Origin of the sequence: Peredibacter starrii (assembly GCF_034259205.1) — a bacterium.
GTDB lineage: Bacteria > Bdellovibrionota > Bacteriovoracia > Bacteriovoracales > Bacteriovoracaceae > Peredibacter > Peredibacter starrii.
The window spans coordinates 2,609,980-2,630,849 of sequence record NZ_CP139487.1; the positions used below are offsets into that span (position 1 = coordinate 2,609,980).

Consider the following 20,870-nt stretch of genomic DNA (forward strand, 5'->3'; position numbering starts at 1 on the left):
GAAATGTGTGGAGGTCGGAAGGCAAACTGGCCTGGAAGGTAAAAATTACACTCAGTGTCAAAAATATTTTCTATTTAAATTAGCTGGTAACGACAATACTTACACTTAGGATCTTGGTCGAACGTATTCTTCAATATATTCAACTGCTTACCGATAACGCTATTCGGGTTTTCAATAAGATAGTCCTTCATTTTTTTCGTAAAAATGATCCCAATGGTAATGGAAACCGTTAATACCAGGAGGTACTCGATGGCGGTCTGACCTTTTTTATTGCGGATAAAACGAAGCATGGATCTATTATAACTCAGTTTGCTTCCACGCCATAGCATAGGGCCAAAAGTCCCAGGGAACGGTACCTGAATGGACCCCAGTACTCAAAACCCTCAATAACTCGATCCCCGACTGAAATATCCATTGGCAACTTTGTAAGGACCGGGCCTTCACTTTTTCGATCTAAGCGAAGTGGTCGAAGATCTAGGGTCGTACCGCCAAATTGAGTGGACTCATTCGACCCTTTCTCAAAAGGCATAAATTCCGAATCTACCTGGAAGGCCTCAGTGAGCGCCTTATCATAGAATGCAGATTTAGATCCTGGTAGCTCTGGATATGGCCAGTGATAATAAGAAAGATCATTCCCTTTAGCCATCACTCGATAAGGTCTCTCCGATCCGAGAAGATCAGAATTGGCCATGAATGTGAGTGAAGTTGGTGGGAATGGGGCCGTATTTCGTTTAACCGGCGCCATCTGAGACTTTCTAAATAATGAGTAAGGAGAACGAAGCGTAAATGGCACTTCTTCTGGAAGATGAGAGAAGAATAGAACTCTGTCCCCGGAGATCACACCTTCAAAACTCGCCAGAAGTAGGTTCTCAAATTTATGCTCATGCATTTGCCAGAACTGAACCGAACTCTCTTTGTAGTCTCCCCCTAAGAGTGTAAGGCGACGTTTCAACTGAGTGGTCAGGAAAAAATCCTGCAAACGATAAATGGGAGACAACAAACGGAAGAAATAAAACGGAAGCTCTTCCGGTAGTAATTTTGTTTTTAGTTTTTCTTCGGCCGAAAGACCAAGAAGATGAAGAAGGCCTGCGAACTTTAAGTTCTTAGAGACATTGTATTCTTCATTCAGAAGTTTTCCGAATCGCTCATACACAGTTTTAAGCCACTTTGGTCCCTGAAGATCAAAACGTTGACCCTTAGTGCGAAGGCTAGATTCAAAACATTGAGTTTCATAGCGACGAAGCTCGGCCATAAAAGAGGCAGTGAAAGCATCGTCTTGCTCAGCATAGACTTGATCTAAATCAGTAGCATCAATAAATTCAGGATATTTTCTTAGAACTTCTTTAAGGTTTGATAGCGGAGAGGCCCCTAACTTCAAACGTGCAGATTCGGTCGCAAATTCAATCTTCGCAGGAATGAGAAATTGTCTTAGGTCCAAAAGCTCCGGAACATCAAACTTCTTACCAATACGTAAAAGGGCGAGGATCTCCATTTCAGAAAGAAAATGGCCGGGATAATTTTCCACCGAAAAACGTTTATCATCGATCAGAAGTGTTGAACGATCACGGTGAAGAGAAATGATACCTCTCACAAGAGACATCAGGCTCATACCCACCAGAATTTCCTGATAACGATTCTTTAACATGAGATCACTTGCTCCCGCGCCTTCTGATAACTCTTAAACATTGAATCAAGCATAGCATGACTTCCTTCCTGCTGGTTGGTATTCAGCCAGTTCAGAAACTGTTCCGGAGTATTCACCTCGGTCATTTTATCCATATCAAGGGCCACATCATATTCAGTCGAACGGTGATGGAACGGCCCACAGCTGATCTTTGACGATCCGGCCACAAGCGGCTCAAGGACTGAGTGAATACTCCCTTCAAACCCTCCCCCCACATAGCTTCTTCCAAAATCAGAATAAAGCTCGCAGAGAATACCTTTCTTATTCACTAGAATAGTTTGTGAACTTTTATAAGTTTGGGTCTGGTTATTAATCTCAAACACCGGACGACCAAGATTATCCAGACCTTCTCTGAAAAGGTTCAGGATCTCATCACTTAATTGATGAGGCACAACCACGAGAAACACATCCTCCGGTAGATCACGCAGAAGAAAGAGGTCACTTGGCCAGGCATTCCCAACGATCAAACGTTTTTCACGAGGGATGAGATTAATGTGAGTATAAAAATCCGGATAAAGGTTAAAATGAGACTGGAACTTCTCTACTCGTCCATCCATGCGCCGACGGATCTGTTCCACTCTGAAGTCATACACAACCCCAGGGAACCCCATCTTTCTTCCCTCTTCTTCATCTTGTGAAGACGCATAAACGATGGTCTTAGCATTTTTTAGAAAGAGTTTTTTCCAGAACGAAGCGGATTTTCCACGGCTGCGTTCTTTCTTAAATGTCATCCATACCAGTTTGAGCTCATGATCTTTTTTAAGACTCCAAAGAAGTAACTCAGGGAGAAGATCATAACGAACCATAATGAGGGTCTTAGCAGTTACCCAACAGCTAAATGATCGACGAGCAATGGGAAAGAGTCTTACCAACGGATAGCGAAGGTAGCGAATCTGTTGCGGGTATTGGCCAGCGAGCTGCATGATCGCCTTCTCAACACTTGGTGAGAAAAAAACGAGTTCAATTTTCTTTCCTGCGGCCAAAGCATCAGAGATAAGAGGAGCGACCTGCTGATACTCTCCTTCCGAAGAGAACTCAAAACATATATCTGCCACGATTCCTTTCTCTCGAAAAGAATGGGCCAGAGATTCAAACTTGTTTCTTTTTTCAAAACGCTCACGTTCTTCAACTTTAGAGTTCCAGAACATAAGAAGCGAAATCAGTCGAATGAGTGGGAAATAGATAAACCAGAATAAGATCCAAAAAATGATTCTCATTTCATCATTTCCAAAGCGTTGGTTCTAACTTCATCCACCGAAATATCCAGCATGCAGTAAAGCTTATCGCGGTAGCATGGAGTTTTTCCGGTAGTTGAGCAAGGTTTACAGAACATCTCTTTTGAGATGAAACGAGAATTGCTTCCATGAGGAGCAAAACCAAACTTTGGATCAGTTGGCCCAAAGAGAGTTAAGCAAGGCACACCATAGGCCTCAGCAATGTGGTTCATACCGGAATCGTTACCGATACAAAGTTTCGCGTGGGCAAGCACACTCATACTTTGCTTCAAAGAGGTCTTTCCTTGAAGATTATGCAAACGATCAGATTGAATTTCTTTGAAGACTTCACAGAACTTATCATCTGGTCCGGCAAGGATCACATAATGATACGGAGTCTCTTCTAAAAGTTTTTTGGCAAGTTCCACAAAAGACTCAACCGGCCAGCGCTTGTATAAAAACGATGCCGACGGTGCGAGTACAACATACTCTCCAGGAATCGGGTAAACCGGAAGTTCTGAAAGGGATGTAAGTTCTTGATGAGGACCTTTTCTAAAATCCACCGTACGGCGTTTTGCGCGAGTGTCCCCAAAGACTCCTTCAAAATCTTTTAGAATTCTTTCCACCTGAGTTTCAAGGCCAAAAAATTTGCTATTAAAAAGGCGCTTTAATTTTACGCTTTTGATCTTAGTCAGAAGAAATCTTTCCCAACGGCGCTTATCTACCGTAAGGGCCGGAATGTTCCAGTAAGTCAGTTTTAAACGAAACGAGCGAAGAGTCGCATGAAGATCCAGGATAAGATCAATTGGTTCCTTGTTATCAAGATCATCGATCTTTTTAACCAGGTCCTTCCACTTCTCACCTTTTCGACGATCAAAACCAATCACGTGGTTTACTTCTGGATGAGTATCAAGAAGCGAGACAAACTCCTGGGCCGTGACAAAAGTAAACTTCGCCTCGGGACCTAAGAGGGCCCGTAGCCAATTGATGGTAGCTGTCTGAAGGACCACGTCCCCCATACTGGAGAAGCGGACTAGAAGAATATGCATTGGGAAATTATAGACTACAGCCCCATGAAGATGAAAGGCTGATTTTCAGTTTGCTGCTTTTTAAAACCTTGCTGATTATAACTCTCACGGAATTTGAGATAGCGCTCCCAGTTCTTTTTGCCATGAAGTTGTTCTAACTTGGCGTGAAAGGCCTCTTCCATGTCAATCATCTGGCGGCGTTCTTTGAAACTGAGCTCCCTCATCGGGTCTTTTTTCCAGAATTCAGAAGTCGCCTTAAAATATTCTTCACGAATCTTGTTATGCTCGGCGATTTTGTCGTCGGTCATAGCAAGTTTTTCCGTGAAAAAATCATGACGATCATTTTCCATTTTTTCACCAGCATCCTGGAACTCAACTTCCTCAAAACCTAAGAACTCAGGCGTTGAAACACCCTGTTCTTTTTTAGGCGCAGAGGTGGCCTCCTTCACAACCTGCTTCACAACTGGTTTAAAGACCGTTTCTTTCTCCACTACGACCTTCTCAATGACCTCCGTTTCTTTCTTTTGAGAGAAAAGGAAATAACCGAGAACAAAATTGAGTACGAGACTAAGTCCCAGGATGCCTTTGATCATTTATTTAAAAGCCTTGCTGCTTCTTTCGCAAAATAAGTAAGAACAATATCAGCACCAGCGCGACGGAAACAAGTAAGCGTTTCAAGAATCGCTTTATCGTTATCCAGCCATCCATTCTGAGCTGCGGCCTTAAGCATCGCATACTCACCTGAGATGTTATAAGCGGCGATTGGAAGTGTGCTCATTTCTTTTAAACGATAAATGATATCAAGATAAGGTAGACCTGGTTTTACCATCAGAATGTCTGCACCTTCGGCGATATCAAGTTCCGCTTCACGAAGAGCTTCCGTCGAGTTCGCTGGGTCCATCTGATAAGTTTTTTTATCACCTTTCTTAGGAGCAGAATCAAGTGCATCACGGAAAGGACCGTAGAAGCTAGAAGCATATTTAGCGGTATAGCTCATGATAAGTTTATTCTGATGAGAAGACTCATCAAGTGCCATACGGATATAACCAACACGGCCATCCATCATGTCTGATGGACCGATGATATCTGCACCAGCTTCAGCTTCGCAGAGAGCTTGCTTCGCCAGAACTTCCAGAGTTGGATCGTTCATGATCTCGCCAGTTTTTGGATCAACCAGACCATCATGTCCGTCTGAAGAATAAGGATCAAGGGCGATATCACCCATCACCAGCATTCCTGGAACGGCCTCTTTAACGGCACGGATTGAACGGAAATTTAGACCATCACGGTTATAAGCTTCGCGAGCATCAGGAGTTTTTAGTTTCTCATCGATTGCCGGGAAAAGCGCCACACACTTCACTCCTAGAGAGTAAAGTTCCTTCACTTCTTTCACGAGTTCATCGATTGAAAGACGAGACTGACCTGGCATTGATTTAATAGGAATGTTTTGATTTTTCCCATCGATCACGAAAAGTGGAGCAATAAAATTGTCCGGAGAAAGACTCGTTTCACGAACCATGGAACGAATAACTTCATTTTGACGATTTCTACGAGGACGATTGAGCATCATATATTAGGCCTTCTGCATTGATTTAAACACAAGAGCATACATCTGCATCTGCTTCATCATCGCCGCTAAACCATTAGTGCGGTTCATAGAGAGATGCTCGGTAATGCCCACTTCTTTTAAAAATTCTGGTTTAGTGGCAAGGATTTCATCTGGAGTAGCATCTGAGTACACACTCACAAGAAGACCCACGATGCCTTTGACTAATACGGCATCAGAGTCAGCATAAAAATACACGCGACCATCTTTGAATTCTGGATACAACCACACTTGTGACTGACATCCCTTCACTTTGTATTTTTCATCACGCTTGTCTTCTGGATAGGCGGCCAATCCGCGACCTAATTGAATGAGTTCTTTGTAGCGGTCTTCCCAGTCGTTAAACTTAAGAAAACGTTCTTTAACCTGAGTGGTTCTCTCTAGCATATTCACGTAACTTCCCCTGCTTAGGTGCCCCAGTATGCTCCTCTAGGTGGACTTAGTCAAAATCCTCAATAAATTTGGGTGGATTTTTAAAGCTTTTGCCTCTGTGCACCGAAAAAGGAAAGTAGAAAAGGATGAGTGCTTATGGCGACTTTAGACCTGAAACCGCTGTCAAAAGAAACTATCGATAAGATGGGATTCAATAACCATGATTTATGGATGGTTAAAATTGATGAGGAACTCTTTGGACCTTTCGAAGTTCAATCTTTGAAACACTATGCTTCAGAGAATGAAAAATCGTTTGATAATGCCCTGGCCTCGCGCCTGGACACAAATGACTATCATCCGTTTTGGACTCACGCTATTTTCCAACGTCGCGCTCCTGAAAGCCTCTCAAGAGAAAAACATGAAGGCCCTTTTTGGACTCTCGAAAATGGCCAAAAACATGGACCATTTTCATTCCAGGACATTGATAAAAAAATCGAAATGGGTCTCCTTGTAATGACCGACCATTTGTCATCTGACAATGGCGACACATGGAAGAAAATTTTTGAGTTCTCGGGCTTTGATCGTCGTACTCATACTGCGAATGAATTACCGGAAGCTCCTACTGAACAAAGTTTCCAGAAAGCCAAAATTCTCCTCTTAGAAAAAGTTGAAAAACCTCATTTGAATACCCAAGTGGAACTTGCTGAACTGGCCCATCAAGGTCAGATGGAAGCAAAAGTTCTCACTCTTAAATTAGATGAAATGACCATGTCGAATTTAAAATCGACTGAAGTCAGTGATTCACTAAAGTGGGCCGTGCCAGGTGCAGCTGCTGTCTTCATGGCACTTATGGTTGGTGGCTATTTTGCTCTCAATCCTTCAACAGAAATGGGGAACATTGATCTTGTGGCCGAAAAAGAGGCCCCACAAAAGATGTCCGCACCACTTCCGTCTCCCGTTGGTGAAGTTCCAGTACAGCGTGCTGGTCCTCAAGTCACTCAACGTCGTCCGGCAAGTGTTCCTACATTCAATAGTCCTCGTCGTCCGGTGATTACTTCTCGCTTTCCAACTCGCGTGGAAACGCACATGAGAGATCGTGATCAGGAAGAACCTGTTGAACCACAGGAAATGCCTGAACAACACGAACCACCTCCGGCGCAAGAACACTCTTTAGTTGGAAATGACAACAACAATCAGGGCGAATCATTGGATGCTGCCATGAATGGTGTGTCTCAACCGGCCGAACCAGTGGTTGAAGAAGTGTCAGACTTCTAATATGATTTCTGGGTGAAAACCCAAGCATTAAATCATATCAAGTCCCAATACCGTAACCCAGAGACTCCAGGAAGTTTTTTTCTTTCATTAGAAGGAATTGAAGGTTCTGGAAAAACCACTCAGATCAAAGAGATCGAGGCCTATTGCCAGAAGAAAGGTCTTCGTGTGGTGACTCTCCGTGAGCCGGGTGGAACTATCTTTGGCGAGAAGCTACGTGAGGCGATTTTAAAATCAGAATCTCCCCTTCACCCTCTGGCCGAGTGTCACTTGTTTCTCGCAAGCCGCGCTCAATTATTAAAAGAAAAAATTCTTCCTTTCTTACTCGAACCAAAATCAGTGGTGATTCTTGATCGCTATATTGATTCAACTCTTGCTTATCAAGGGAAGGCCCGTAAATTGGGTTACGAAACCGTACTCACTTTACACCAATATGATCCTCTGAATCTTCTTCCTCACCGCACTTATTTCCTCGATATTTCGCTTGAGACTTCAATGGAAAGACAAAAAGCACGCGGGAATGAAAAAGATTATTTTGAGAGCGAAAAAAATGAGTTTTATCAAAATCTCGTGGATGGATATCGTGATCTTTCGGAAATTTTCCCGGAAAGAATTATGAAAATCGACGCTTCAAAAACTCCATCTGAAGTAACGGCCCTTATCATTAAGGATCTGGAGAAATTTCTCTCATGAATCTTTCGGAAATTCTCCTCACTAAAGCACGCAATAATGAACTCGGACACTTTTATATTGTCGAGACTTCCGCTCCTGAACATGTGGCCCACGAAGCACTTTTGACTTTCGTTCATCAGTTCATTCGCGACTACTATCAAAAAGTAGAAGGCCACAAACAAAGCCTTACTAATCTTATGGATCACCCGGATGTTTATGTTCTGGGGAACACAACAGAGATTGAAGAGGACAAACCTTTCAAAGTTGAAGAGGCCGAGGCCTTTGCTCGATTCTTTGAATTTAAACCAGTTCAGGGCAAACGAAAGTTCGCTGTGATCACTGAGGCACACCGAGTGAACACCATCGTTTCCAACAAGTGGTTAAAGCTTTTGGAAGAACCACATGGAACCTCAACTATTTTTCTTTTGAACCCTCGACGTGGACAACTTCTGCCAACTATTCACTCACGTGCGATCCATATCCGTTTGCCGGTGAAACTCCCCGCTTCGGATTTTTCGGAGTGGAATAATCTCCTCGCCGACCTTAAGAAAATGACGCTCTCCGAATTTTTGGAAAATTATTCCAGAAGTGAGCCGGAACTCGGCTTTTGGGTGAATGAACTCATTCGTTGGGAATCTGAGCAGCTGGATCGGCCCGAGGCGAAAACAGCTCTAAATAAGTGGCTCAAGGAGCTTCAGGAGATGGAGACCTTCCATCAACCTACTGCGACAAAATGGGCGCTTTTCTATTCTTATGTCAGAGAGCAAGTTCTCAATCGTTGACTTAGCACGGAAAAACTCTGAAAATACCTGAATGACCAATGAACAACACGTAGAAGAGGACAAGCTACCTCCTACGGATACAATAATTTCTGAAGATGAAACTTCAGAAATGTCAGACGCTGAACTGTCTGAAGATAAAGAGAGCCGAGAAGAAAGTAGATTCAAAGAAGGGCAGATCCTGCGCTTCGTCCGAGTCCGCTTCCCTGGGAACTCTCGATCATTCCCCTTCCTTATCGGTAAGAGAAGAATTGAGTATGGCCAGAAAGTTGTGGCCATGTCAGACCGTGGTATGGCGGTTGGCTACGTAAACTCATTCCCTTACGAAGTTCCCTTCAACAAAAGTATGCTTCCGGTTCGCAGTATCGCGAAAGTGGCGACTGATGAAGATGTGGTTAAAGACCAGGAAGCTTATCGTCAGCAAAAAAATGCTGAGAACATTTGTAACGATCTTATTGAGCAGTTCAAACTGGATATGCAGCTTACTCACGTGGAGTTCACTTCATTTGGTAAGAAGGCAGTTTTCTATTTCATCGCTCCGGCCCGCGTTGACTTCCGTGATCTTGTTAGAGATTTGGTTGGTAAACTAAAAACTCGTATCGAACTTCGTCAGATTTCTGTTCGTGACCGTTCTGCCTCAATTGGTGGTATCGGCCCATGCGGACGTGAACTTTGCTGTTCTTCATTCCTCACGAAATACGGAAACGTGGGCATTAAGATGGCGAAGAACCAGGATCTGACACTTAACTTCTCAAAACTCAACGGTGTATGTGGTCAGCTTAAGTGCTGTCTTCAGTACGAAGATGATGTTTATCGCGAGAAACGCGCGCGTCTTCCAAAAGAAGGCGACATTATTACCACTCACACAAATGAAACTGGTCGCGTAGATCGTCTTCACTTGTTGAGCGAACAATTTGTTATGATGACTAACCGTGGAGTGCGTAAGCGCTACGTGGTGGACCTTTATAAGGAAACTCTGGACAAGGAAACGGCAAACTTCCCGAAAGAGTTCGACATGATCACAGACGAAACTCATAAAGTAGTTGGTCTGGATGAGAAAGAAGCGAAGAAGATTAAGGCCTTCGAATCTGAGATCAAAACTTATAAAGAAAAAGGTAAGTCATTTGCTGATGGAATTTTCGAGTCCTTATTCGGAGAAAAAACTCTGGATTACTCTCTTCCTGCAGTGGCCGAACTTGAATCAAGTAAATCAAGAGTCAAAACACCGGATGAAGAAGAAGAAATCTTCTACACTCCGAGTGAAGACGAAATTCTTCCTGAAGATGAGGAAGAAGATATCGTGGATCATGAGCCAGTTAGAACCCGCGTGGATCTGATTGATCGTGGTTCGCAGTCAGGGCGACCTGATAATCGTCAGAGTCCGCAGGCACCAAGAGGTGACAATCGCGGTCCTCGCCCACAAGGCCAACAAAACCGTGGTCCTCGTCCGCAAGGACAGGACAATCGTGGCCCACGACCGCAAGGTCCTCGCCAAGATAACCGTGGCCCTCGCCCGCAAGGTCAAAACAACCAGAACCGTCCACAAGGTGGTGGACAACAAGGTCAGAATCAAGGAAGAAATCGACCGCCGAGATAATCCATGAGGATTCTTCACACATCGGACTGGCACCTTGGTAAAAGACTCTTTAAGCTCGATCGCTCACCAGAACACGAATTATTTTTAAATTGGCTCCTCTCGATCCTTCGAGAGGAGAAAATTGATGTTCTCCTGATTGCTGGAGACATCTTCGATACGCCAACTCCCCCACATCAAAGCTTGGAAGTTTTTTATAATTTCCTTCATAGGGTTTCGACGGAAACCACGACTGATACCTATATCATCGCTGGTAACCACGATTCTGGACTTCTTCTGGAAGCTCCAGCTCGATTACTTTCATTTCACCGAGTGAAAATTTGGGGAAAACTTTCAACTGAAATCAAAGATCATTGGATCAACATCACCAAGGGCAAGGAGAGCATTGATCTCTGCGCACTTCCATTTTTCCGCTCTTATGAATTACTTCCACAGGGCGAGGGTGATGCACTGGCCGTGCTTAAAACGTATCTTGAACCACAATCCAAAAATCCATCGATCCTGATGCTTCATCACCTTGCCGGTGTTTTTGAAGCTGCCGGGTCTGAGCAAGTGATCTCTCTTAGTGGTGTGGATTCAATTCCTACTGAGGTCATGGATCGATTTGATTATGTGGCGCTGGGACACATTCATAAACCACAAAAAGTCGGAAAGAAGAGTTACTACTCAGGCTCTCCTATTCCCATGCGCTTCTCTGAGACTCAAAGAAAGTCAGTGATGATCATTGATGTAAAAGACTCAGAGTTCGAGATTAAGACTCATCAGATTCCGGTCTTTCGAGATCTCTTCATCGTGAAAGCGGATGAATCAACCTATCTCGCAAAATTAAAAGAGCTCATTCCATCAACTGAATTAAAAGGCATGGTGGAAGTGCAGCTCAATCTCGCGGCCCCACGTATTGGGCTGATTGATGAGATTAAAGAAGTCCTGGATAAGAAGGGACTTGAGCTTTTATCGTTCCTTCCGTTTTATGCGGCCAAGGACGATGCTCCTAAAAAACATGAGAAGCTCTTTGAGCTCTCTCCCCTGGAACTTTTCCAGGAATTTTACGCCACCAAATTTCCGGAGGAAAAAGAAGTTCCCGAGGACCTTAAGGCCGATTTCACTGAACTCTTAGAGAAGGTTAAGCATGCGCCTCATTCGTCTTAGAGTTCGAAACATCGCCTCACTTAAGGGTGAGCAGGAAGTAAATTTCCAGGAGATTCAGTCTCACAGTTCGCTGTTTGCCATCACCGGTGAAACGGGTTCCGGCAAATCTTCTATTTTAAATTCAATTGGCCTTGCTCTCTATGGGCAGATCTATAAAAAGAACGTCACACAACTAGACGTGGTCACTCTGGGCGAGAAAGATGGTTCGATTGAACTCATTTTTCAAGTTAAGGGCAAATACTATCTGGCTGACTGGCGTGCACGAGTAAGAAAACAAAATGGTGAGCCCTATTCGACTCCACAGACTCCAACACGAAACCTTTACACGTTAGAAGGTCCGGATTTTGAGAGTGCTAAAAACATTGCCACGGTTAATACCACTGAACTTCTAAATCTCGACTTCGATCAGTTCTGTAAGTGCATCATCTTAAACCAAGGTGAGTTTGCAAAGTTTCTCACAAGTTCATTTACCGACCGTAAGGAAATTCTGGAGAAGCTTTATCCAGGTGAAATGCTCGAAAGCATGGGCAGAGAACTAAAATCGGAAATTGATCAGCTTCAGAAGGCCAAGAGTGACATCGAAATCGAACGTGAGGCCCTGAAAGGTGACGGGCTTACCGGAGATAATTTAAAAGAACAGAAGGAATCCCTGGAATCTGAATTAAAGATTCTCGAAGGGACCTTTAAACATATTGAAGAGCTGGACTATCACTTTGTAAGTCTTACTTCTAATCATGATAAACATGGTGAGAACAATCGCAAGATTGAGACCATTAAAAAAGAGATGTCGGAACTCACCAAGAGCTACAACCTTCTCTTAAAATCTGGTCAAGAGATTCTGGAAAAAAAGGACCTGGCACTTAAAAATCTGGAGACAAGACTTCCCGCCCTTCAGGTGCTTCTGACCAAGGAAGAAACTCTCAAGAATCTAGAAGCGCAATTAAAGCAGCTTCAAGTTAAGGCCCTGACCCATGCAAATGTAATTGAAAAGCTAACTCAAGATTCAAAAATCATTGATGAGAAAGAAGTAAGTCTTAATTCAAAATTAGAGACCACTGAAAAAGAGTTTAACTTCTCTCTAAATGACCTCCGAGGACTTCGGAAAGAATTAGAAGAGGCCTTTGATCTATTCGCTGACAAAGAAGTTAAAGACGAAGAGATGAAGGGCATAAAACTGCGGCTTCAGGAAATTGAACTTCAAGGCAAAGAGACCAAAAAAGAATCTGAAGGCCTAAGTGAAAAACTAAAAGCTTTTCCAGCTGATCTAAAGTCACTTGAGTCTCAAATAGAAAACAAAAAGAAAGACCTTCAAAAAGACCTGGAAAAGAAACAACGGGCCGAAGTGGCACTAGAATCACTAAAAAAGGCCATAATTGAAATTAACCAGGAAAAGGAAGTCTCTGATCGTCGCATCGAAACTCTCCTTGCCCTCATAAAGAAAACAGAATTAGAACTCATTCCAATTGAAACCACCTTGAAGCTTCAGGAAGTTCTTTCGGCAAGTCTCATCTGTGTGGATCACGCTCTTACCTCTTCCAAAGAAAGCTGTCCGGTGTGTGAACAATTTGTTCCACATAAGCGTCTGGAAGAGCTCAAGGCCAACCTCACAAAAACGGATCTTAAAGAAATCGAAACGAGAGGTCGTGAGCTTAATCTCCTTCTTCTCAAGAGCCGTGAAGAAGAAAGAATTCTGTCTGAGAAGAAGAACACACTTACGATTCAGACTGAAATGCGCCAGAAAGAAATGACTGAACACACTGTGGAAGCGGCCAAAACGCTACCTTCACTTGAATCTTTGGATAAGGAACTGGCCGATATTAAGAAGCAGGTTTGGGATTTCGATAATCTTCAAAAAGAGCATCTTAAACTAGAAACAGAACTTAAGAAGTCTCGTGAGCAATATGGCGCTTTAAAGCTTGATCTTCAGAAGAAAGAACAAGTTCTTGCCGTGACTCAAGAAAAACTCAGCGTTCTTGAAAGCAAAACTAAGAATCTCGTAACTGAATTCAATAAGGACAATATTCGCGACCTTAAAAAGGATCTTCGTCTACTCGCCTCATACCTTGAAGCAGAGGCCGAACTTCAAAAGTGTCGTCAGGAAAAAGAACATATTTCTCTTCAGCTTAAAGATAAGACTTTTGAGAAAACTCAACTCGAAGTGGAGCTTAAGCGCCTGAGTGAAGAGGCCTCCATTCTCAAAACGACTCTCCAAACTGAACTTCAAGGGAAACTTGCCAAGGACCTGATTCAGGAGCTGAATGCAGTTGCCAAGAAAGCGCAGGAAGACTGGGCCCAGCAAGAGCAAAATCAGCGTAAGCAGGAACTTCAATTAAAAGAATTCCAGAGTCGTATGTATGAGCTGGATAAGCTCACAAAAGACTATGACCTTCATTTCTCGCAGGAGCTGCATCAGATTCGTGAGAAGGCCAAGACACTTAGTATCTCTGAAGAGACCCTCGCCACCCTGATTGGTCACCTGGCAAACTTAAGTCTCACCCTCGAAAGCGAGAAGGTTCTTTTCATCCCGATTTCTGAGAGTCTTAAAACTCAAAAAGATCATTATAAAAACGCCGTTAACGAATGCCGCATGAAGTTTGCCAGTGTGCGTGCGCGACTTGAAGACTGGGAAAAGCTTCAGGACAAAATCCTTCTTCTGAATCTTAAAGCTAAAGACATTCAGGAAAAGCTCGATCGTCGTGGGCGCTTGAGTGAAGTCTTAGGTAAAGATGAACTCCGTACGTTTGTGCTCTCTCTCGTTGAAGAGAATTTGATCGAACAAACCAATCAGGAACTTCAAAAACTATGTCAGGGCCGTTACGAGATCCTGCATCAGTCACGCCGTATGAAACTCACTCCAGAGTTTTATATTATGGATAAGTTCCGCGAAGGAAATCTCAGAAAGGTCTCCACTCTCTCTGGTGGTGAGACCTTTATGGTGTCACTTGCCATGGCATTGGGCCTGGCCGAAATGACTCGTGGCCAAGCAGAGATTGATTCACTCTTTATCGATGAAGGCTTCGGTACTCTTGATCAGGAATCTCTTGAAGACGTACTCGATATGCTTCAACAAATTCAGACTCGCGGACTCATGGTAGGCATTATCTCTCACATTAAGTCACTTACGAGCGCCATTCCAGTGAATCTTGTCTTGAGTAAGAAGCAAGATGGAACATCATCTGTTTCGATTAAGATGAATTAAGGCACTTCTAAAAAGATCTGAACCCAAAACTCATTACCACTAGCATCCTTTGCGAGACCTATCGCAGAATGAGTAAATTTTGTACTCATGAGTCTCGTGCGACTAGAATCACTCTTCGCCCATAGAGCAAAAAGTTCTTCAGGAGTATCGGGTCCTCGGGCCACCATCTCCCCGCAACTGACTCCTTGTCCCATGGCAGTCTTGATTCGAGCGCATCTTTCTTCATTTCCAGAAGTACCAAAGGGAGTTAGACCTTTCGCCATATTCTCTGCGTGCTTTGTGGCCTCGGCCTCAATTGCGTCAGAATCGATAAATGCCGGAAGTCCCAGGTTTCCACGGTTAACATTCACAATATCCATGTACTCGGCACCCATCGCACCAAGAGAAGAAAGACCACCGGTGCTGATATTTAGGTATGAATCAAGTGGATTGAAATCATTGGTGGTGGGAGTTTTACACGCTACGAGGAAGAAAAGTGAGAGAATTAAAATTTTCATTTCCACATTCTGTCTTAACAACCAGGAGTGTCATAAGAGCAAATTTCACCGGAATAAAATTCACATCCGGCCTTTATCATCCTAGACTAAATCAAAGCCCCACACTCAAGTAATCTAAGGAATGCTATGAAAAAGTTGGCCCTCGTTTTAACACTTATTACTGGTACTGCCTTCGCTCATGTTCCTCTTCATCTTGATTTAGAGATGACCTCAGCTGAATATGAATCACTCCTAAAGGCCCAGGAAGAAAATAAAAAGTTACCGACCAAGCGTGATGATCCTGCGATTACCTCAACTATTAAGCTTGGTGCACGCTTGAGTAAGTGGATCGCACTCATTAATGAAAATCGCTCAGTTGAATCGGCCATTCGCCTAACTTCTCCGACAACTCGTCGTGGGATTCCCATTGATAAACCCAATGTCTACTCACCTTCCATCATTGCTAAAGAAGTAGCACAAACACTAGAGGCGATGCCGGGCCCAATGAGAGAAGTCATCGCAGGAAATGGTGATCTTCCTACCACAACAACTCTGGATGATGAGACCTTCATTCTTCATGCTCGCAAGCTTGATCGCAATTACCAAAGTGCTGCCCGCTACAAATCTGTAGACTCCTACCGAAGTGAATACAAAAGAGCGGCTGCCCAGGATGTGCGTGGTTACTATTATCTGACTCAAAATAAGATCGGCGCGGAAGAACTAAAAGATGTGGCGCAAATTCCGGGTGAAAAACTTCCGGAAATCAAAGATGCTCTATATAAGATCTGTCGTAATACTCCGGGGACATCTCAAAGAAGTTGTGAGAAGGCCCTCGACCGTGCCTTTAAAAACAATACACTTCCTGAGTATTACTCTAACTACTTCGCCAAGGCCCAGAAGAACTGGGACGACTTCTTCCTGATCCCATCTGGTGGACGCCGATCAGACATCAAGTGGTACGGAACATATGCTGTAGTTCCTTTCAACACGCCGGAGATTCCGAAATTTATTCCTTACCTTCAGAACAATATTGAAGATGAATTCCGTTGGGCGGACTGGTCACTTAAAATGGAATTCGGTTCGTTCAGAAACGGCCCACGTCTTAAGTTTGAACCAGGAGTGGTTCCCCATGTGAATGGTCTCGGTGGAAATGAAATCGTCATGGATTCAAATCAGCCGATTGAAGAGTATGAATCTCAATGGACCATCCGACATGAGTTCGGTCACGTGCTGGGTCTTCCGGATTGTTACCACGAATTTTATGATGAGGGCCTGGAGGCCTACGTAAACTACCAGTTGGATATCACGGATCTTATGTGCTCACGTGCCGGAGATATGAAAGAGCGCATTTACCTGGAGCTTAAGAAGGCCTACGACCGTTAATCCGCGAAGTAGGCATTAAAGCGAACCAAAAGTTTTTCGCGAATTTCTGGATCATTGTTTACCTGAAGGCTCTCAGAGATGAATTCCTCTGCTTCGGCCTTTGAGGTACCGCTGTTTTTTAACATGATCATTGCTGTAGTAATATTCAGTGAGTCCGGTGAGAAGTTGCCTTCCGAATCCAAGACGACGTTTCTCACCATCTCACTTCCAAAGAAGCTCTTTTTGTCTTCACTCTCCAGATCCATGTTATTAACCAGATTGATGAGCTGACCACGTAGAAAACTTTCCTCAGGTGGAAGCTTCTTAATGACTTGTTCAATCAGGGCAAAGTTCTCGGAAGGATTTTTATTAATCTTCTCAAGTGAACGATTCAAAAGAATTCCATATTCCTCTGATCCGTCAAAGACAAGACCAATACTTATCCAGGTGGCAAGATCATCTTTATTAGGACTCTCCTCAAACAAGACACTAGTTTTCTTGTAAAGTTCATCTACTTCCGAGTGAAGTCTCAGATTCATGAGATAGTTCTCAGGATTCAGGGAAGAAGCAGTAGCAACTGTTCGGGAAACTTCTCCCGACTTCTTTTTCTGATGCAAGTGGGCCTCTTTCTCCTTGTTCTCCATCCCGGCCACTTCGTCAGGGGTAGCCTCACCATTCAAAAAATATCCGGCAAGAATGAATCCAGTTACAAGTAAAACAATAATTGGCCATTTTCTTTTCAGCATAGTTACTTCTTCAAATATTGAGTTGTGGAATAGTTAAAGCCCCTGAATGAACCGAGATTTACATGACGATATCTCATTGTATCGAGAACGGGTTCAACATTGCCCCCCTTCGCCATACTTATCTTTCTGGTTGCAGGAACAAGATTATCTTTCATATAGCCCATTTCCCCATTCACATAGGAGAGCATGCTTCCGTTTCTCATGAAGCCAGGGACATTAACTCCAGAAGTGATTTTTATGTTATAAATTCTTCCCCATGGATCGTAAATTTTAACATAACCATCTTCAATACCATTCACGCTCATTGCATGACTTCCACCCAGAGACTGGTAAGGCGTTTTATCATCACATTTGAAAGACGCCTCATAAATATCACGTGTTGCATTCTGCTCAATGAGTTTAACCGTATAGTCGCATTTTTGACGATAAGTCACCGCAGACAGGGTCGTTACATGTTTACCCTTAGTGAGTTTAGAAATGAGATTACTTAAGGTAACTTCTTCCTTAAACATCTTAAAGAAATCTCTGCGTACCTCACCCAGGTAGAGGGCCTTGTTGAGATTTCGGATCGACGGATCAACACGCTCAAAAACTTTCCGCATACCCGTCTCAGGTACTGACCCACCTTTCTTCCAATCGACGCTCATCGTATTTCCGAGATTATAAACCATGTCACCAAACATCGCCGTGCGCTCATTCATTGAATGAAGGCCAATTTCTTTTGAAGAAAGAGATAGTGAATTCTTTTTCCAGAGAAACGAGTCTTCATAGATTTCATTTTCTTCATCGATGATAGATCCCAAGAAAGACATAGTCGTTGCTACGGGCCCGCACCAGCCGGCATCACGAGTGATAGAAGGATCTCTTGTAACGTTTGCAATGTATTTGGCAAGCTCAGGTGAGGATTGATTTAAGAGAGGCGTAGAAGGATTTACACAGAACTTTGTTTTGGAGTAGTTGCAATCAGGAGATTGCTTCTTCCCTTGCGCATATGTCTTATACTCTGCCTCGGAATAACACTTGGTCAGTGATAAAGCGAGTGCACTGGTTGCAGGTGATGAGACCTCGATGTTTTTGGTCGTTGCTTTGAAGCTCGTACTGGTTGTCGCTTTGTTCTCAAGAACAGCAATGATACTCATGGGCCCTGCCACACCAAGACCATGCAAGTTCATAGTGTAACCACAGTTCGGCACTCTAATATAGTACTGGTGGGCAAAGGATCTGCACCGGGTAACACTGTCAGCTGCCAGAGGTGCAGAGGATTCGGCAATTTTCACAAAGCTCTTATTCTCAGACACGCTATAGATTGTACATTTTCGGGTTTCATAATATTTTTGCGGCGTCTTCACAAAAACCGGTTGATTAGAAGTAGAGGTGAAGTTCTGAAACATAACTAAGAGGACCGGCACCGAGAGTGTCAAAGTGCTAACGACCAGAGCTTTTCTTTTCATGTACGACCTGACCTTGATAAGATTGAACTTCTCATCGGTATTTTATCTGAGCACGAGAGTCCTCTAGGATCTGAGAAGAATTAAGTGCTTTATTGCGTACTTACACGGAATTACCTAAGAAAAAGTGCCAAGATAATGGGTCAGAGGACAGGGCCATAGCTCGCAAGATCCTATAGATTTTTCAGACTTAAATCAATCGCAAGACCCTTTGAATAAAGGGTCTTATATTTCGGGCCATGAAACTCATCTCCCTCCTCTCACTATTCATTATGGGTCTCTCAGCGTTCGCTCATGACGACCGTGACTGGCGTACAGAGTACTTGTCTTACTTATACCTTGATTATCAATTCCCACAATCAGTAGAAGAGCCTAAGTTTCGAATTAATGTTCCTTTCTATAAAGAGAAGCTCGCCGTCCTCACAGGCATGTCTCCCGTACCTGGAACTCAAGAAAAAATCCTCGAGAGAAAAAGCATTAAGAGACTCGATCTGGCCCGTACATTTCTGAAGAACGAATTTGAGTCACTGGGATTTAAAGTTAATCTTCACTACTTCGGTAACGGCACCAACATAATTGCCGAAAAACTTGGAACAAAATCTCCCGAGAAAATTCTTATTGTATCGGCCCATATTGATTCAGTCGGAAACGCCGGTGCCAATGATGATGGAACAGGTGTTATTGGCATGCTTGCCATTGCTAAAGAGCTCTCAAAAAAAACCTATGACTACACCATTCGTTTTGTAGGATTTGATCGAGAAGAAAAAGGCATGGCCGGTTCGGAAGTGTATGCGGCGACTCTCCAGAATAAGTCAGACATCATCGGGAACATTAACCTTGAGATGCTGGGTCACAACTCTAAAAAAGATGGTGCATTCCATATCATTGATTGTGATTCCATCTTATTCGCCAATCGTGCTCCTAAATATGGCTCTGATAAACTATCGGCAGTGATGAAAGAAGTGATTATATCACTAAAGCTTGATCTTACAGTCGTCCGTACTTGTACGGGACGCAGTGACCATGCTTCTTTCTGGAAGAACAAAATGCCAGCAATTGTGATCTCTGAGAATTTCTTTGGCGGAGACCCGGACCCCTGCTATCACGCTTCTTGTGACGTGATGGATGAACGAATCAACTACCCTTACATTCAGAAGATTCTTGAAGCGACACTTAGTACGGTTGAAATTTTAATCAGTGCTGAGAAATAGGAAATTCCACGACGAAGGTAGTTCTGGACGCCTTTTCACAAAGAACAATCGTCCCTTTGTGAGAATCAATAATATTGCGACTGATACTTAGACCAAGGCCCGTACCTTCACCCAATGGCTTCGTCGTAAAGAATGGTTCCATAATCTTGGCCCGGATTTCAGGAGCAATGGCCGGACCAGAATCAGAAACCTCAATGCGAACCTTCTTCCCATCGTGACTGGCAATGAGTTCGATTTCTTTTTCCTCAGAGTTTCTTACGGCATAGAAAGCATTGTTTAAAAGATTGATAAGAACCTGCGAGATCTCAACCGGTCGGCACTCAATCATCGTGTTCTGGACCGTTTTATTAAGCTTTACACCTGAAATACGAAACTTCTCTAAACATAGAGCAAGAGAATCCTGCACGATGAGTTCTAATTCACATTTCTCGAAATGAATTTCTTCCGAACGACGTGAAAGCTTACGTAAACTTGTGACGACGCCATTGATACGAGAAACGGTATCATTGATCTTTTTTAGAAAAGAGCTGACCAATTTCTTATCTGGATTTGGATCATTCAGAGACTCTTCAATCGCCACTGCATTGAGGTGAATAATGGCGAGTGGATTATTGATCTCGTGAGCAATACCTGCGGCCATTTCCCCAAGGGCAATCATCTTAGAGTTATACACCATCGTGTGCTGAGCATTTTTAATTTCGGTGATGTCCAGAATCTGAGAGATAAAGAACTTCGGACTACCATCCTTACTTCTAATCAAAGAGACACTCAAAAGGGCCCACATGGTTTTCCCATTTTTATGAAAGTATCTTTTTTCAATTCGGTAGCTATTGATTTTCCTGTCCACCAATTGATGGAGAAGATTAAGGTCTCGCCCTAGGTCTTCTTCATGGGTAATGGTTTGAAAATCAATATTGAGGAGTTCTTCTTCGTCGTAGCCCCATAGTTCAACGAGGGACTGATTAACTTTAAGAAACTTCCCATCGAGACTGACCAGGGCCATCCCGATGGGAGCAAATTCAAAGGCGTTTTCGAACAGATCGAAATCGATGGTCACA

19 protein-coding genes are annotated in these 20,870 nt (G+C 43.4%); 8 read left to right on the forward strand and 11 right to left on the reverse strand.

Annotation, left to right across the window (positions count from 1 at the left end; genetic code table 11):
- Positions 1-74: 74 nt before the first annotated feature.
- The 7 genes from SOO65_RS13200 to SOO65_RS13230 are packed head-to-tail and all read right to left on the reverse strand — an operon-like array spanning position 75 to position 5,919.
- Positions 75-290, reverse strand: coding sequence for a Flp family type IVb pilin (locus tag SOO65_RS13200; protein WP_321390729.1), 216 nt, complete (start codon positions 288-290; stop codon positions 75-77).
- A 14-nt stretch (positions 291-304) separates the two neighbouring features.
- Positions 305-1,645, reverse strand: coding sequence for a hypothetical protein (locus SOO65_RS13205; protein ID WP_321390732.1), 1,341 nt, complete (start codon positions 1,643-1,645; stop codon positions 305-307).
- Complete coding sequence (locus tag SOO65_RS13210) at positions 1,639-2,901, reverse strand: hypothetical protein (protein ID WP_321390735.1); 1,263 nt, start codon at positions 2,899-2,901, stop codon at positions 1,639-1,641. The genes SOO65_RS13205 and SOO65_RS13210 overlap by 7 nt, the downstream gene beginning before the upstream one ends.
- Entirely contained in the window at positions 2,898-3,947 is a 1,050-nt protein-coding gene (locus SOO65_RS13215; RefSeq protein ID WP_321390737.1) for a glycosyltransferase family 9 protein, read from the reverse strand. Before SOO65_RS13215 ends, SOO65_RS13210 begins: the two co-directional genes overlap by 4 nt.
- Before the next feature lie 14 nt (positions 3,948-3,961).
- The gene (locus tag SOO65_RS13220) at positions 3,962-4,519 is read right to left on the reverse strand and encodes a hypothetical protein (RefSeq protein ID WP_321390740.1); all 558 of its coding nucleotides are present in this window, start codon (positions 4,517-4,519) and stop codon (positions 3,962-3,964) included.
- Positions 4,516-5,496, reverse strand: coding sequence for a porphobilinogen synthase (gene hemB / locus SOO65_RS13225; protein WP_321390743.1), 981 nt, complete (start codon positions 5,494-5,496; stop codon positions 4,516-4,518). Before hemB ends, SOO65_RS13220 begins: the two co-directional genes overlap by 4 nt.
- Before the next feature lie 3 nt (positions 5,497-5,499).
- The gene (locus tag SOO65_RS13230) at positions 5,500-5,919 is read right to left on the reverse strand and encodes a SufE family protein (RefSeq protein WP_321400201.1); all 420 of its coding nucleotides are present in this window, start codon (positions 5,917-5,919) and stop codon (positions 5,500-5,502) included.
- A 141-nt stretch (positions 5,920-6,060) separates the two neighbouring features.
- Between SOO65_RS13230 and SOO65_RS13235 the strand changes: the two genes are divergently transcribed.
- The 6 genes from SOO65_RS13235 to SOO65_RS13260 are packed head-to-tail and all read left to right on the forward strand — an operon-like array spanning position 6,061 to position 14,569.
- Positions 6,061-7,179 (forward strand): hypothetical protein, encoded by a 1,119-nt coding sequence (locus tag SOO65_RS13235; RefSeq protein WP_321390746.1) that lies wholly within the window; start codon positions 6,061-6,063, stop codon positions 7,177-7,179.
- A 12-nt stretch (positions 7,180-7,191) separates the two neighbouring features.
- A complete protein-coding gene (tmk, locus tag SOO65_RS13240; protein ID WP_321390749.1) occupies positions 7,192-7,869 on the forward strand; it encodes a dTMP kinase in 678 nt (225 codons plus the stop codon).
- Positions 7,866-8,630 (forward strand): hypothetical protein, encoded by a 765-nt coding sequence (locus SOO65_RS13245; RefSeq protein WP_321390752.1) that lies wholly within the window; start codon positions 7,866-7,868, stop codon positions 8,628-8,630. Before tmk ends, SOO65_RS13245 begins: the two co-directional genes overlap by 4 nt.
- A gap of 31 nt (positions 8,631-8,661) precedes the next feature.
- Complete coding sequence (gene ricT / locus SOO65_RS13250) at positions 8,662-10,224, forward strand: regulatory iron-sulfur-containing complex subunit RicT (RefSeq protein ID WP_321390755.1); 1,563 nt, start codon at positions 8,662-8,664, stop codon at positions 10,222-10,224.
- Between the two features lie 3 nt (positions 10,225-10,227).
- On the forward strand, positions 10,228-11,370 hold the full coding sequence (locus SOO65_RS13255; protein WP_321390757.1) for an exonuclease SbcCD subunit D: 1,143 nt from the start codon (positions 10,228-10,230) through the stop codon (positions 11,368-11,370).
- Positions 11,351-14,569: an SMC family ATPase gene (locus SOO65_RS13260; RefSeq protein WP_321390760.1), complete on the forward strand. Its 3,219-nt coding sequence runs from the start codon at positions 11,351-11,353 to the stop codon at positions 14,567-14,569. Before SOO65_RS13255 ends, SOO65_RS13260 begins: the two co-directional genes overlap by 20 nt.
- Here SOO65_RS13260 and SOO65_RS13265 read toward each other — a convergent pair.
- Positions 14,566-15,066 (reverse strand): CAP domain-containing protein, encoded by a 501-nt coding sequence (locus SOO65_RS13265; RefSeq protein ID WP_321390763.1) that lies wholly within the window; start codon positions 15,064-15,066, stop codon positions 14,566-14,568. The genes SOO65_RS13260 and SOO65_RS13265 overlap by 4 nt on opposite strands.
- 126 nt (positions 15,067-15,192) lie before the next feature.
- Between SOO65_RS13265 and SOO65_RS13270 the strand changes: the two genes are divergently transcribed.
- Positions 15,193-16,428 carry a zinc metalloprotease gene (locus tag SOO65_RS13270; RefSeq protein ID WP_321390766.1) on the forward strand — a complete coding sequence of 412 codons (1,236 nt, stop codon included), beginning with the start codon at positions 15,193-15,195 and terminating at the stop codon, positions 16,426-16,428.
- Here SOO65_RS13270 and SOO65_RS13275 read toward each other — a convergent pair.
- Both SOO65_RS13275 and SOO65_RS13280 read right to left on the reverse strand, forming a co-directional pair.
- Positions 16,425-17,153, reverse strand: coding sequence for a hypothetical protein (locus SOO65_RS13275; protein WP_321390768.1), 729 nt, complete (start codon positions 17,151-17,153; stop codon positions 16,425-16,427). The two genes, SOO65_RS13270 and SOO65_RS13275, sit on opposite strands and share 4 nt — an antisense overlap.
- Before the next feature lie 2 nt (positions 17,154-17,155).
- Entirely contained in the window at positions 17,156-18,451 is a 1,296-nt protein-coding gene (locus SOO65_RS13280; RefSeq protein WP_321390770.1) for a hypothetical protein, read from the reverse strand.
- A gap of 389 nt (positions 18,452-18,840) precedes the next feature.
- On the opposite strand from SOO65_RS13280, the gene SOO65_RS13285 reads away from it, so the two are divergent.
- Positions 18,841-19,812, forward strand: coding sequence for a M28 family metallopeptidase (locus SOO65_RS13285; protein ID WP_321390772.1), 972 nt, complete (start codon positions 18,841-18,843; stop codon positions 19,810-19,812).
- On the opposite strand, the gene SOO65_RS13290 is transcribed toward SOO65_RS13285, so the two are convergent.
- Positions 19,796-20,869: a sensor histidine kinase gene (locus SOO65_RS13290; RefSeq protein ID WP_321390775.1), complete on the reverse strand. Its 1,074-nt coding sequence runs from the start codon at positions 20,867-20,869 to the stop codon at positions 19,796-19,798. The genes SOO65_RS13285 and SOO65_RS13290 overlap by 17 nt on opposite strands.
- Position 20,870: the final 1 nt, after the last annotated feature.